The sequence below is a fragment of the Lentzea sp. NBRC 105346 genome, assembly GCF_030269605.1.
GTDB lineage: Bacteria > Actinomycetota > Actinomycetes > Mycobacteriales > Pseudonocardiaceae > Lentzea.
Window position 1 is genome coordinate 50,854 of the sequence record NZ_BSTQ01000017.1, and the last position, 13,239, is coordinate 64,092.

Below are 13,239 nucleotides of genomic sequence, written 5' to 3' on the forward strand. Positions count from 1 at the left end.
CCGAGGGTATCGGCTGAGATGATCTGGCCCGTGCAACCCGATCTCTCCGCCGACCTGTGCGCACGACTGCGCGAGGCGTTCCTGACCGTCGGATACACCGCGGACGGCGTCGTGGACGCCCTCGGGCCGCAGGCGCACGCCGCGCTCGGCCGCAACGAGCCGGAGGCCGCTCGCCGCGCCAGCCGCGACGCCGGTGACCTCGGCGCGCTCATCCGGCTGTTCCTGTTGGGTGATGCCGAACCTGAGGCCGCCAAGATCCTTGGGCTCGACCAGGACCAGACCGCGCAGATCATCACGCGCGAGAACCGGCCGGCGCTCGACATCCGCCCGTACGAGGACAACTGGTGGGTGATCGCGGACCTCGACTCCGACCTGCGCGGCGGCGCGGTGCCCGAGGACCACGTGCTGGGCGTCGGGCACGCGTCGATCAGCCTGGCGCGCGCTACGGCGCGGCGCCCGGTCGGCACGCTGCTCGACCTGGGTACCGGCTGCGGGGTGCAGGCGCTGCACGCGAGCACGCACGCGCGGAAGATCACGGCCACCGACCTGTCCGAGCGGGCGCTCAAGCTCGCCGAGGGCACGTTCCGGATCAACGAGCTGGACGTCGAGCTGCGGCAGGGCGAGTGGTTCGGCCCCGTGCGCAACCGGCGGTTCGACCAGGTCGTGTGCAACCCGCCGTTCGTCGTGGGGCCGCCGCGGGTGGACTACGTGTACCGCGACTCCGGGCTCGGCGGCGATGACGCGTCCGCGTTGGTGATCCGGCAGATGCCGGCGTTCCTCAACGAGGGTGGCGTCGGGCAGCTGCTGGCGTCGTGGCTGCACCTCAAGGGGCAGGACTGGGCGGAGCGGGTTTCCGGTTGGTTGCCGCGCGGCGGCGTGGACGCGTGGTTCGTGCAGCGCGACGTCGCGGATCCCGCCTTGTACGTCGGGACGTGGCTGCGGGACGCGGGCGTGGACCCGAGGTCGGCCGAGGGGCGCGAGAAGGCGGCCGCGTGGCTGGACTGGTTCGCGCAGAACGATGTCGAGGGCGTCGGGTTCGGGTACGTGACGTTGCGGCGCACGGACTTGGAGCACTCCGAGGTGGTATGCGAAGACCTGCGGCACGCCTACGACGACCCGCTGGGGCCGGAGGCGGCGGCGTGGCTGGACCGCGTCGCGTGGCTGCGCGCGCACGGCGGCGAGCTGCTTTCGCAGACGTTCGTCGTGCCGGAAACCGTGCTCCTGGAAGAGGTTTCGCAGCCGGGCGAGGACGGGTGGACGTCGATCGTGCGGCGCCTGCACCGCACGGACGGGCCGGGCTGGCAGCACGAGGTCGACGAGCCGACCGCGAAGCTGCTCGCCGGGTGCCGCGGCGCCCTGCCGCTGGAGGATCTGTTGGCGTTGCTGGAGTTCGCGTACGGCGAGATCGACGTGCAGGCAGCGTTGCCGGTCGTTCGCGACCTCATCAGGCACGGAATGCTGGTGCCCGCGTGAAGGCCGTCGTCGCTCGCGTGACGGAGGCCAGCGTCGTCGTGGAGGGTGAGGTCGTCGGCGCGATCGACGAGCCGGGCCTGCTGGTGCTGCTCGGCGTGCACCACGACGACGGCGAGGACCAGGCCGCCGTGATGGCCCGCAAGCTGCACGAACTGCGGATCCTGCGGGACGAGGAGTCCTGCGCCACGACCGGTGCGCCATTGCTCGTTGTGAGCCAATTCACACTCTACGGAGATGTCCGGAAAGGCCGCCGTCCTTCGTGGACGGCGGCCGCCCGCCCGGAGGTCGCGGAGCCGTTGGTGCAGCGCGTAGTCGACCTGTTGCGCACAAAGGGTGCGCGGGTGGAAACGGGACGTTTCGGAGCCATGATGGCGGTACGGAGCGTGAACGACGGTCCGTTCACGGTGTTGCTGGAAGTCTGATCTCTCAGGCACTTCTCAGCTTTTGTCGCGCAACGGTTGTGACGGCGGCGACGTCTTCAGATCGGGTGGACGGGAACGAATTCGAAATCGTGTCCGTTGACCCAATGACAGCCAGCAAGCGATGGGATCCCGAGCGGGCCCGCCGCCACGGGGCGCAGCGCCGCGCCAGACGCTGAAGCCAAGCCCGCGACAGGGGGAGGGAGATCCATGACCGTCCCGAGCACCTTGGAAGAGCAGGACCTCGACGCACAGGGTCCGGCCGCCGATCTGGTTCGAGTCTACCTGAACGGAATCGGCAAGACGGCCCTGCTCACCGCCGCGGAAGAGGTCGATCTCGCCAAGCGGATCGAAGCAGGCATCTTCGCGCAGCACATGATGGACACGGCCAAGCGCCTGTCCCCCACCCGCCGCGCCGAGCTCGGTGAGCTCGTCCGCGACGGCCGGGTCGCGAAGGACCACCTGCTGAAGGCGAATCTGCGGCTCGTCGTTTCCCTCGCGAAGAGGTACACGGGTCGTGGAATGCCACTGCTCGATCTGATCCAGGAGGGGAACCTGGGCCTGATCCGCGCGGTGGAGAAGTTCGACTACACCAAGGGATTCAAGTTCTCGACTTACGCGACGTGGTGGATCCGTCAGGCCATCACCCGCGGAATGGCGGACCAGGGCCGCACCATTCGCCTTCCCGTTCATCTGGTCGAGCAGGTGAACAAGCTCGCCCGCATCAAGCGCGACCTGCACCAGCAGCTCGGCCGTGAAGCGACGAACGAGGAACTGGCGAAGGAGTCCGGCATCCCGGTCGACAAGGTCGCCGACCTGCTCGACCACGCCCGCGACCCGGTATCGCTGGACATGCCGGTCGGCACGGAGGAGGACGCGCCCCTCGGTGACTTCATCGAGGACTCGGACGCCGCCGACGCCGAGAGCGCCGTCATCTCCGGTCTGCTGCAGGACGACCTGCGGCGCGTGCTCGCCACGCTGGAGCCGCGCGAGCAGGCGGTGATTCGCCTCCGCTACGGCCTGGAGGACGGTCAGCCGCGCACGCTGGACCAGATCGGGAAGCGTTTCGGCCTGTCACGCGAGCGCGTGCGGCAGATCGAACGCGAAGTGATGTCGAAGCTCCGACAGGGTGAGCGAGCCGCGAAGCTGCGTGCTTACGCGAGCTAGCTTTTCTCACCCGTTCGGCAGTGTTGACTTGTGACTCAACTCACGGCACGGTCGGGCGTTACACGGACCACGCGACGCCCGCCACCCCATGTCGTGTCGGACGTCGCACTCGGAGGAAGGTCGGGGCAGCCGGGGGCTGCCCCGGCCTTCCTGCTGTCTGGAGGACTTTGTGTCGTTCTGGGACACACAAGCGGCGACGTTCGACCTCAAGCCCGACCACGGGCTGACCGACCCCGCCGTGCGGGCGGCCTGGGCCGATCTGCTGCTTCCTCTGATCCCGCCCGCCTCGTCGGTCGTCGACCTCGGGTGCGGGACGGGCAGCCTGTCGGAGCTGCTGGCCTCGGCGGGCCACACCGTGCGCGGGCTGGACCTGTCGCAGCGGATGGTCGCGCTGGCGGTCGCGAAAGCCGGGCATCTCGGCGTGAAGTTCCGCCAGGGCGATGCCGCCGAACCGCCGTATCCCCCGGCGTCCTTCGACGTGGTCGTCGCGCGGCACGTGTTGTGGGCGCTGCCGGACCCCGTCGCCGCTCTGGAACGGTGGGTGCGGCTGCTGCGTCCCGGCGGCCGTCTGGTGCTCGTCGAGGGCCGGTGGTCCACCGGGGCCGGGTTGACGGCGGCCGAGTGCGAGGCACTCGTGCTGGGGTGCCGGCGCGAGGCGGTCGTGCGGCGGCTGGACGACCCGGCGTTGTGGGGACGCGAGATCTCCGACGAGCGCTACCTGCTGGTCAGCCCGCGCTGACGCGAATCACATCCGGGCATACCGCGCACCAGTGCAGGACGGGTATACGGTTTCTGAACCCGAACGCACACCGATGGAGTTGTGTCCGCTGTGCCCACCACCTTCGAGTACTCCGACGTCCTTCCGCTCGCGAAGGACACCCACACCGAATACCGCCTGGTCACGTCGGAGGGGGTGAAGGTCGTCGAGGCCGGGGGCCGGAAGTTCCTCGAGATCGCGCCCGAGACGCTCACCCTGCTCGCGAAGGAAGCGATCCGCGACATCCAGCACCTGCTGCGCCCGTCGCACCTCGCCCAGCTGCGCAAGATCGTCGACGACCCAGAGGCCAGCGGCAACGACCGGTTCGTCGCGATGGACCTGCTGCGCAACGCCTGCATCTCCGCGGGCGGCGTGCTGCCGATGTGCCAGGACACCGGCACGGCGATCATCATGGGCAAGCGCACCGAGACCGTCCTCACCGGCGGTGAGGACGAGCAGGCGCTCGCCAAGGGCGTGTTCGACGCCTACCAGGAGCTGAACCTGCGGTACTCGCAGATGGCCCCGGTCACCTTCTGGGACGAGAAGAACACCGGCACCAACCTGCCCGCGCAGATCGAGCTGTTCCACAAGCCCGGCGCGGACCCGGTGTACGAGTTCCTGTTCATGGCCAAGGGCGGCGGCAGCGCCAACAAGACGTTCCTCTACCAGGAGACCAAGGCGCTGCTGAACCCGAAGCGCCTCGCGACGTTCCTGGACGAGAAGCTGCGCTCGTTGGGCACCGCGGCATGCCCGCCCTACCACCTGGCGGTGGTCGTCGGTGGTCTGAGCGCCGAGCAGAACCTGAAGGTCGCCAAGCTGGCGAGCGCCCGGTACCTGGACGACCTGCCGACCGAGGGCTCGCCGCTGGGCCACGCGTTCCGCGACACGGACCTCGAGCAGCAGGTGCTGGAGCTGACGCGCAACTTCGGCATCGGCGCCCAGTTCGGCGGCAAGTACTTCTGCCACGACGTGCGCGTCATCCGACTTCCCCGGCACGGTGCGTCGTGCCCGGTGGGCATCGCGGTGTCCTGCAGCGCCGACCGGCAGGCCAAGGCGAAGATCACCGCTGAGGGCGTGTTCCTGGAGCAGCTGGAGCGCGACCCGGCGCACTTCCTGCCCGAGATCGAGGGCGAGGACCTGTCCGACGAGGTCGTCAAGATCGACCTCAACCTGCCGATGGACGAGATCCGCGCGACGCTCGCCAAGCTGCCCGTGAAGACCCGCGTCTCGCTGACCGGCCCGCTCGTCGTCGCCCGCGACATCGCGCACGCGAAGATCAAGGAACGCCTCGACGCGGGCGAGCCGATGCCGCAGTACCTCAAGGACCACCCGGTCTACTACGCCGGTCCGGCCAAGACGCCCGAGGGCTATGCGTCGGGCAGCTTCGGTCCCACCACGGCCGGTCGTATGGACTCCTACGTCGAACAGTTCCAGGCCGCCGGCGGGTCGCTGGTGATGCTCGCCAAGGGCAACCGGTCCAAGCAGGTGACGAACGCCTGCCAGGAGCACGGCGGCTTCTACCTGGGGTCGATCGGCGGGCCGGCGGCGCGGCTGGCGCAGGACTGCATCCGCAAGGTCGAGGTGCTCGAGTACCCCGAGCTGGGCATGGAGGCGGTCTGGAAGATCGAGGTGGAGGACTTCCCCGCGTTCGTCGTGGTCGACGACAAGGGCAACGACTTCTTCGCCGAGACGTCCGCGCCGACGTTGCAGATCAGCTTCCGCAAGTAACCGGTCGTGAGTGGTTTCCGTCGCTATGGCGACGGAAACCACTCACGACCGTCAGCCGGATTCCTCGCGCGCTTCCAGTACGAGCTGGCGGTCACCGAGTGGCGCGTCCAGGTGCACGGTCAACGGCACCTGCTTCAGCTCCTGCGTACACACGGTCCCGGACGGCTGCCGCGTGATCGTCACCAGTGTGACCTGGACGACCTCGGCGGACTGGCCGGTCACCTCGGCCTTGGCCTCCTTGCAGCCACCGGCCACGCCCCACACCTGGACGTCGCGCCCGTCGTTGAACACGAACGCGTCCCGCCGATAGGTGTCGGACAGCGAGCCGGCGTCGACCTTCTCGCGCGGCACTTCCTTGACGCCCGGAGGCACGACGACCGCGGTGTCGGAGATCGTCACCGGCGGCGTCGGAGCGGGCGGCTTGACCGTGGACGAGCCCACGCCACCGGTGCCGGGCGACGACGTGGGAGACACGCCGGAGGACCCCGATGGCGACCCGCCCGAGCTACAGCCCGCGAGCAGCACCGACGCCAGTGCGAGCACACCCAACAGTCTCATGCGCACCATCCTTGCAGGTGATGCCCGGCCGACGGGGCAGTGTCGGCCGGGCATCCGGGAGGGAGGTCCTACTTCTGTTCCTGGCGAGAAGACAGCACGACCGTCCGGTCACCCAGCGGCTGGTCCAGCGCCACCGTCAGCGGGGGAAATCGGATGTCCATGGTGCACATCTTCTTCTCCAGCGGAAGGGTCTCCAGCAACTCGATCTTCACCGAGGAAGCGTCCTGGGCCAGAACGGAGGCGCTGACCTTGCCGCAGCCGCCTTCCTGACCGATCACGCCGACCGTCTTGCCGTCGCCCTGCGTCCACACCGTCTTGGGGTACTCCGGTGCCAGCGCGGAGGCGTCGACCTTCGACAGCGACACCGGTTTGCCGTCCGGCGGAATCTCACCGGGGGCGATACCAGGAGGCTCGGCAGGCGTGGACGTGCCGAGCGTGGGAGTGCTCCCACCCGCGGACGAACCCGATCCGAGCTGCGCACTGCCGCAGGCGGTCATCACCAGCAGCAGGACGCCAGTGCCAACTACGGTTCCCATGCGTCTCATGTTCAGAGGACGGAACCGCGCTCGGATCGGGTTGCAAAACCGCAATCAACAGTTACCGGGGAAGACCGGCCACCGCCTCACGCAGCGCGTCCAGCCGCGCCGGCGATGCCAGCCCCGCGTGGTACAGGTGGAACTCCCGCACACCGGCGTCCACGTACGCGAGCCACTCCTTCAACAAGGCGGACCCGTCCGCCGGTTTGGGCGGCAGACCCAGCACATAGGCGGCCAGCGGAATGTCCGTCACCGCCTGCAACGCCTGGATCCCCGGCACCGCGACATCGGGCCCCGGCCAGCACATCGTCGTCAGCACGTCGACATCGGCGTCGACACCGCCCGCCACGGAAGCGAACGGGCCGGTGCCCCACGGGTCCGCCGTGACGTGCATGCCAACACGAATGGAAGGCGCCACCGACCGGATGAGCGAAACCAGCGTCTGCCGCAACGAACGCACCACGGACGTACGCACCGACTGAACAGGCTCGGCGAGGTCGCCCAACGCTTCCTCGACGCTGGGCGAACCCCCCTCGACGCCCGCCCGGACCGCCTGCCGCAGAGCATCCGGGTCGGGGTACAACTCGACACACGCGGCGCAGAAGCACAGCGACAGCAGCTTCTGCTGCACCGCGGACCAGTCGGCGCCCTCGGTCTTCTCGTGGTGGCCGCCGTGCACGAAACCCAAGGGGCCACAGGCTTCCAGGATGATCCCATCGGGCTCACCGAGCTCCAGCACCTCGGACACCACGTTGCGCGTGTACTCGACCACGTCGGAATTGGCCGTGCACAACGCGTACGGGTAGCGGTCGCCGAAGGCGTTCACCACGGTCACGTCCGGATGCAGGTCGCCGAGCCGGCTGTTGTGCGTCAGCACCGTCCACGCGTACACCGGCAGACCCGCACCACGCACGGCATCCCGGGCGATGGCGAACGAGTTCGAGTCCACCCAGGACGGTTCCGCGGGAACCAGCCGGCCGAACTTCGACTCGCGCACGGGCAGGTAGAACGCCGCGTGCCGCGCGTCGATCAGCCGGTGCTGGGGGTGAAGCGGCGTCGCGGCGCGGACCGTGTGGTACGACGACGCCAGGGCGATCGCGTCGACACCGAGCGAGGCGTACCGCTCGGCCGCGTCGGGATCACCGATGAGATCCCACGGGTAGGCGTGGGCAACCGTCGTCACCACCGGGGACGCTTCCTCTCGTAGCTCGGGTCGAACTTCTGCATGTAGCCGGTGTCGTCACGAGAGGTGATTCCGCACTTCTCGTAGTTCTCCGCCAGGCGCGCCAACGCGTCCCGGTCGAGCGAGACACCGAGACCGGGGCCCGTCGGCACCCGCAGTGCGCCATCCACAAAGGACAGAACGCCAGGCTCGACCACCTCGTCCGCCGCATTCCACGGGTAATGCGTGTCGCATGCGTAGCTGAGGTTCGGAGTTGCGGACGCCAGGTGCGTCATAGCCGCCAGCGAGATGCCCAGGTGCGAGTTGGAGTGCATGGACAGCCCGATGCCGAACGCCGAGCAGATCGCGCCCAGTTGCCGCGACCGCTGCAGCCCGCCCCAGTAGTGGTGGTCGGACAGGATCACCTGCACCGCGTTCACCTCGACCGACGGCTTGAGGTGCTCGAACGCCACCACACACATGTTGGTGGCCAACGGCATCGGTGCCGAAGCGGCGACCTCGGCCATCCCCGAGATGTCCGGCGTGGGGTCCTCGAGGTACTCCAGGACACCGTCCAGCTCGGCCGCGACCTTCAACGACGTGGCGGGCGACCACGCCGCGTTGGGGTCGAGCCGCAACGGGTGCGTGGGGAACGCCTCGCGCAGCGCGCGGATCGCCTCGATCTCCTGCTCCGGCGGGAAGACACCACCCTTGAGCTTGATCGACCCGAAGCCGTACTCGGAGATCATCTTCTGGGCCTGCGCGACGATGCCCGCGGGGTCGATCGCCTCGCCCCACTCGTCGGGCTCCGCGCCCGGATGCCCGTCCCACTTGTAGAACAGGTAGGCGGAGTACGGCACCGACGACCGGATCGCACCGCCCAGCAGGTCGGACACCGGACGCCCCAGGGCCTGGCCCTGGATGTCCAGGCACGCCACCTCGAACGGCGAGTACACGCGGTCCACGGTGCCCGCGACGCTCAGCTGGCCGGTCAGGCCGTGCTTGTCGGACCCGGACTTGCCGCCCAGCGCGACCGCGACCCGTGAGTGCATCTCGTTCAACGCGAACACATCCAGGCCCACCAGCGAGGGCGCGACCTTGCGCAGCCGCTCCAGGTGCCCGAGATCGCCGTAGGTCTCACCGAGCCCGGAGAACTCGGAGTCCGTGCGAACCTCGACGATCGTGCGCAGCGCCCACGGCTCGTGCACGCCCGCGGAGTTCAGTAGGGGCGGGTCCCGAAAGGCGATCGGCGTGAGGACAATCTCGGTGATCTTCATGCCAGCAGCTTCCTACCGGCGGCGATGATCGTGTCGAGCTGTTCGAGGTGTTCCGGCGTCGGGTCCAGCAGCGGCGGCCGGACGCCACCGACGTCGAGGCCGGACGCACGAACCGCGGCCTTCACGAGCGACACCGCGTAGCCGGGCACCTGGTCGCGCAGCTCGACCAGCGGCTTGAAGAACTCGGTCAGGAACCGTTGCGTCAGCACCGTGTCACCCGAGGTCACCGCGTTGTAGAACGCGAGCGAGATGTCCGGCGCGAAGCAGAACACCGCGGACGAGTACAGGTCGACGCCGATCCCCCGGTACGCGGGCACGGTCAGCTCCGCGGTCGGCAGGCCGTTGAAGAACTGGAACGGCTTGTTCACCTGGGACCGCACCGAGAGCACGACGCGCTGCAGCTGGTCGAGGTCGCCGAGCCCGTCCTTGAAGCCGATCACGGTCGGCAGCGACGCCACCTCGACCGCGGTCTCCGGCGTGAACACGGCGTTGTTGCGCTGGTACACGATGATCGGCAGCTCGGTCGCCGACGCCACCTCGGTCACGTACCGGACGAGCCCGCGCGGCGGGTTCGTCACCAGGTATGGCGGCAGCAGCAGCAAGCCGTCCGCACCGGCACGGGCAGCGGCCAGCGCGAACTTCTTGGCGGCACCAACGGGTCCACCGGCACCGGCGAACACCGGCACGCGGCCCGCGGTGGCCTCGACGGCGACGGCGACGGCACGCTCGAACTCGTCGATCTCGAGAGCGTGGAACTCCCCTGTGCCACAGGCGACGAAGACCGCGCCCGGACCGGCCGAGACGCCGTGCTTGATGTGCTCAGCGAGCACGGACTCGGCGACCGCCCCCTCGGGGTCGAACGGGGTCACCGGGAAGAACAGCACACCATCGAGTTGCATACCAGACACTCATCCCTTGATCGCTCCGGTGGTGATCCCACGCAGGAAGGACTTCTGCAGCGACAGGTACACAAGCAAGCTTGGCACCAGCGCGAGCAACGCACCGGCCAGCACGATGCCCGGACCGACCTGATCGTCGGACCGGAGCGACAGAAGTGCGACCGTGAGCGTGTAATCGGAGGGGTCAGCGGCGACGATCAGGGGGAGCAGGTACTGCTCCCAAATCATGTTGAAGCCGAACACGGCGATGACGCCGAGTGCCGGCCGGCAGAGGGGGAGGATGATCTGCAGGAACACCCGCATCTCCCCGGCACCGTCCACTTTGGCCGCTTCCTCGAGCTCGAGTGGGATCTCCTTCATGAACTCGGTCATGACGAAGATGGAGAAACCCCACGCGCCCAACGGAAGGATCACGCCCAGCAGGGTGCCCTTCAGGCTCACGTGCACCAGCGGTAGGTCTCCGATCACCAGCGACAGCGGGATCGCGATGACCTCCTCCGGCAGCATCATCGTGGTCAGGATCGCGAGCAGCACGATCGCCTGACCACGGAACTTCTTGCGCGCCAGCGCGTACGCGGCGAACACGCTCACCGCGATCTGCAGCAGCAACGCCCCGCCCGCGATGACGAGCGAGTTCGTCAGGTAGTGCCAGATCTTGTTCTGGCCCGCCACCACGAAGTTGATCAGTGATGGGGAGTTCGGGAGGACCGACAGTTTGGTCGGGTCGTGGTTGTTGTCGAACGCGCCGGAGAAGATCACCAGCAGCGGTCCGGTGAAGAAGATCAGCGCACCGGCGCACAACAGGATCCGGATACCACGGGAAAGCCAGGCGTCCCGGGAGGTGTTCCAGCCCAGCGCCGTGTCACAACGGCCCGCGACGCTCATCGCACCTCCCTGGATCGCCGGTAGAGCTGCACGACGAGCGTCAGGGCGAGCGTGATGAGGAACAGCATCACCGAGCCCGCGGAGGCGATGCCGAGCTCGGACTGTTCGAACGCCGTGGTGAACACGCGGGTCATCCACACGTCGGTCGACCCGGCGGGCCCGCCACCGGTCAACACGTAGACCTCGGTGAACACGCGCAGCCCCCGGATGGACGCCAGGGTCAGCAGGATCGTCACGACCGGGCGCAGCGCGGGCAGCGTCACGTGCCGGATCCGTTGCCACGTCGAGGCTCCGTCGATCGCGGCGGCCTCGTACTGCTGCCGGTCGATGCCCGCGAGCCCGGCGATGATCAGCACCATGTCGTACGGCGCGTGCTTCCAGATGCCCACGGCCATCACGGACACCAGCGACTGGTCGGGGCTGTCGATGAACTCCCACGGCCCCAGGCCGATCCACGACAGCGCGGTGTTCACGAAACCGTCGGGCGCCGGGTAGTAGAGCAGCCGCCAGATCTCGCCGATGACCGCGGTCGCGGCCACGACCGGCAGGAACACCGCGGAACGCACGAACCACAGCGACCGCGCGTGACCCTCCAGCAGCAGCGCCAGGAAGAAGCCGAGGAACATCGACCCGAACGTCTGGCCCGCGGCGAGGATCAGCGTGTGCCAGATCGCGGCGGTGAACCGGTCGTCGTCGAAGATCTTGGCGTAGTTCGCGAAGCCGACGAAGAGGTCGCCGAGGAACGGCCGGACCTCGAACATGCTGAGGCGGATGCCCTCCGCCATGGGGATGTACTTGAAGACCAGGAAGATCAGGAAGGCCGGCGTGAGATAAAGCCATGGAACAAAGGTGGCTCCCGTGAGGCGGCGCCGGCGGCGCCGCCTCACGGGGTGGGTTTCGACGGCACCGCCGCCACTAGCCGTCGAGCCCACGTCTTGGGTGTCGCTGAGCGGTTGAACCGCCGTCACTGCGACGCCTTCTGGTTGTCCAGTTCCTTCTTCAGGTTCTCCGCCAGCGCCTTGAGCTCACCCGCTACGTCCGGGCTGCACTTGGCGAAGATGGAGTTGAGCTTCTCGGAGGTCTGCTGCCGGAACGGGGTGAAGTTCGGGACGCTCGGGAACGGCCGCGCCTGGTCGGCGTAGACCTTCGCCGTCGTGTTCCACCGCTCGTCGTTGTAGACCTCTTTGGTGTTCACGTTCTTGTTGACCGACAGGCGCACGACCGGCTGCGGATCGCCCTTCATGCCCGCCTTCTGCGCGTCCGGCGTGATCAGGTACTCGGCGAGCTTCTTCTGCTCGGCCGTCTTCGCGGACCCGGCCATCAGGTAGATGTCCTCGCCCTCACCGAGCACAGTGGACCCGGCCGGCCCCTTCGGGGACTCGATGACCTCGTACTTGTCCTTGCCCAGGGACTTGTCGAACCGGCCGAGCATGTACGGGCCGGTGAGGTAGATGCCGCTCTTGCCGGACTCGAACAGCGGGTGCGCGTCGTTCGTGCTCAACGTCAGCGCGCCCGGCTGGATGACCTTGTCGTCACAGAACAGCTTGCGCAGGTACTCGACGGACTTCACCGACTCCTGCGAGTCGATCGCGACGGAGAACTTGCCGTTGCCCTGGTCCTTCAGGATGTCGCCGCCGCCCTGCCAGATGTAGCTGGCCGCCCACCAGGCGAGGTAGCCGCGGTCGGTGGTGCCGGGTACGAGCATCCCGTACGTGTCGGCCTGGCCGTTGCCGTCCGGGTCGTTCTTGGTGAACGCGTTCGCGAGGTCGGCCAGCTCGTCCCACGTCTTCGGAACCGGCTTGCCGAGCTTCTCGCGCCAGTCCTTGCGGATCAGCGTGATCATGGCCTGCGTCGAGTACGGCACGGCGTAGTACTTGCCGTCCGCGGCCTTCGCGTTGTTCCACGCGCGGTCGACGATGTCGCCGTTGCCCGCGATCGAGCCCTTGTCGACCTCGGTGACCCAGCCCTGCTTGACGAAGTTGCCGAGCGAGCCGGTGTCGTTGATGACGACGTCCGGCAGGTCCTTGGACGCGGCCCGCGCCTGCACCTGCTTGTCGAAGTCCTGGTAGATCGGCTTGTAGTCGACCTTCACGCCGGTCTTGGCCTCGAAGTCCGCGAAGATCTTGGTGTAGACCTTGGCCGTGGCCTCGGTGCTGCGCGTCCAGACCTCAAGGGGCTTGTTGGGGTCCTTGTTGGACGTCGCCGCCGGTGTGGACGAGCCACAACCCGCAACCAGCACAGCGATCGCCGAGACCGCGGTGATCGACCAACGAGGCATCTTCAGGACCGTCCGTTTCACGTATGTGAACTAGGGTCGTACTTGTGAACGTGGTTCAGGACTGTAAGAATCACCACAGCAACGTGTCAAGAGCGTGTTG

Annotated in this window: 13 protein-coding genes; 5 read left to right on the forward strand and 8 right to left on the reverse strand. The window is 68.0% G+C overall.

From position 1 onward, the window contains the following. The first annotated feature begins 18 nt into the window (after positions 1–18). The 5 genes from QSK35_RS31305 to QSK35_RS31325 all read left to right on the forward strand — a co-directional run bounded on the left by QSK35_RS31305 (position 19) and on the right by QSK35_RS31325 (position 5,544). Positions 19–1,473 (forward strand): DUF7782 domain-containing protein, encoded by a 1,455-nt coding sequence (locus tag QSK35_RS31305; RefSeq protein ID WP_285751182.1) that lies wholly within the window; start codon positions 19–21, stop codon positions 1,471–1,473. Further along, positions 1,470–1,895, forward strand: a complete 426-nt coding sequence (gene dtd, locus QSK35_RS31310) for a D-aminoacyl-tRNA deacylase (protein WP_285751183.1) — start codon at positions 1,470–1,472, stop codon at positions 1,893–1,895. Before QSK35_RS31305 ends, dtd begins: the two co-directional genes overlap by 4 nt. Before the next feature lie 207 nt (positions 1,896–2,102). Continuing rightward, entirely contained in the window at positions 2,103–3,059 is a 957-nt protein-coding gene (locus tag QSK35_RS31315; protein ID WP_285751184.1) for a sigma-70 family RNA polymerase sigma factor, read from the forward strand. 169 nt (positions 3,060–3,228) lie between these two features. After that, a complete protein-coding gene (locus tag QSK35_RS31320; RefSeq protein WP_285751185.1) occupies positions 3,229–3,798 on the forward strand; it encodes a class I SAM-dependent methyltransferase in 570 nt (189 codons plus the stop codon). An 81-nt stretch (positions 3,799–3,879) separates the two neighbouring features. Beyond that, on the forward strand, positions 3,880–5,544 hold the full coding sequence (locus tag QSK35_RS31325) for a fumarate hydratase (RefSeq protein WP_502881744.1): 1,665 nt from the start codon (positions 3,880–3,882) through the stop codon (positions 5,542–5,544). Positions 5,545–5,595: 51 nt separating this feature from the next. Here QSK35_RS31325 and QSK35_RS31330 read toward each other — a convergent pair whose 3' ends face one another. The 8 genes from QSK35_RS31330 to QSK35_RS31365 all read right to left on the reverse strand — a co-directional run bounded on the left by QSK35_RS31330 (position 5,596) and on the right by QSK35_RS31365 (position 13,139). Then, positions 5,596–6,102, reverse strand: coding sequence for a hypothetical protein (locus QSK35_RS31330; RefSeq protein WP_285751187.1), 507 nt, complete (start codon positions 6,100–6,102; stop codon positions 5,596–5,598). 68 nt (positions 6,103–6,170) lie between these two features. Beyond that, the gene (locus tag QSK35_RS31335; RefSeq protein ID WP_285751188.1) at positions 6,171–6,638 is read right to left on the reverse strand and encodes a hypothetical protein; all 468 of its coding nucleotides are present in this window, start codon (positions 6,636–6,638) and stop codon (positions 6,171–6,173) included. A gap of 61 nt (positions 6,639–6,699) precedes the next feature. Further along, positions 6,700–7,821, reverse strand: coding sequence for a hypothetical protein (locus tag QSK35_RS31340; RefSeq protein ID WP_285751189.1), 1,122 nt, complete (start codon positions 7,819–7,821; stop codon positions 6,700–6,702). Then, positions 7,818–9,077, reverse strand: coding sequence for a glucarate dehydratase family protein (locus QSK35_RS31345; protein ID WP_285751190.1), 1,260 nt, complete (start codon positions 9,075–9,077; stop codon positions 7,818–7,820). The genes QSK35_RS31340 and QSK35_RS31345 overlap by 4 nt, the downstream gene beginning before the upstream one ends. Continuing rightward, positions 9,074–9,976 carry a 5-dehydro-4-deoxyglucarate dehydratase gene (locus QSK35_RS31350; RefSeq protein ID WP_285751191.1) on the reverse strand — a complete coding sequence of 301 codons (903 nt, stop codon included), beginning with the start codon at positions 9,974–9,976 and terminating at the stop codon, positions 9,074–9,076. Before QSK35_RS31350 ends, QSK35_RS31345 begins: the two co-directional genes overlap by 4 nt. Positions 9,977–9,985: 9 nt before the next feature. After that, positions 9,986–10,861: a carbohydrate ABC transporter permease gene (locus QSK35_RS31355; protein ID WP_285751192.1), complete on the reverse strand. Its 876-nt coding sequence runs from the start codon at positions 10,859–10,861 to the stop codon at positions 9,986–9,988. Then, complete coding sequence (locus QSK35_RS31360; RefSeq protein WP_285751193.1) at positions 10,858–11,748, reverse strand: carbohydrate ABC transporter permease; 891 nt, start codon at positions 11,746–11,748, stop codon at positions 10,858–10,860. The genes QSK35_RS31355 and QSK35_RS31360 overlap by 4 nt, the downstream gene beginning before the upstream one ends. 77 nt (positions 11,749–11,825) lie before the next feature. Beyond that, positions 11,826–13,139 (reverse strand): ABC transporter substrate-binding protein, encoded by a 1,314-nt coding sequence (locus tag QSK35_RS31365; protein WP_285751194.1) that lies wholly within the window; start codon positions 13,137–13,139, stop codon positions 11,826–11,828. Positions 13,140–13,239 lie beyond the last annotated feature (100 nt).

Bases quoted from the DNA above. Each gene is read 5' to 3' on its own strand.
- QSK35_RS31305 (WP_285751182.1), top strand. From the start codon at position 19: ATGATCTGGCCCGTGCAACCCGATCTCTCCGCCGACCTGTGCGCACGA.
- QSK35_RS31315 (WP_285751184.1), top strand. From the start codon at position 2,103: ATGACCGTCCCGAGCACCTTGGAAGAGCAGGACCTCGACGCACAGGGT.
- QSK35_RS31330 (WP_285751187.1), bottom strand. From the start codon at position 6,102: ATGAGACTGTTGGGTGTGCTCGCACTGGCGTCGGTGCTGCTCGCGGGC.
- QSK35_RS31335 (WP_285751188.1), bottom strand. From the start codon at position 6,638: ATGGGAACCGTAGTTGGCACTGGCGTCCTGCTGCTGGTGATGACCGCC.
- QSK35_RS31345 (WP_285751190.1), bottom strand. From the start codon at position 9,077: ATGAAGATCACCGAGATTGTCCTCACGCCGATCGCCTTTCGGGACCCG.
- QSK35_RS31350 (WP_285751191.1), bottom strand. From the start codon at position 9,976: ATGCAACTCGATGGTGTGCTGTTCTTCCCGGTGACCCCGTTCGACCCC.
- QSK35_RS31355 (WP_285751192.1), bottom strand. From the start codon at position 10,861: ATGAGCGTCGCGGGCCGTTGTGACACGGCGCTGGGCTGGAACACCTCC.
- QSK35_RS31365 (WP_285751194.1), bottom strand. From the start codon at position 13,139: ATGCCTCGTTGGTCGATCACCGCGGTCTCGGCGATCGCTGTGCTGGTT.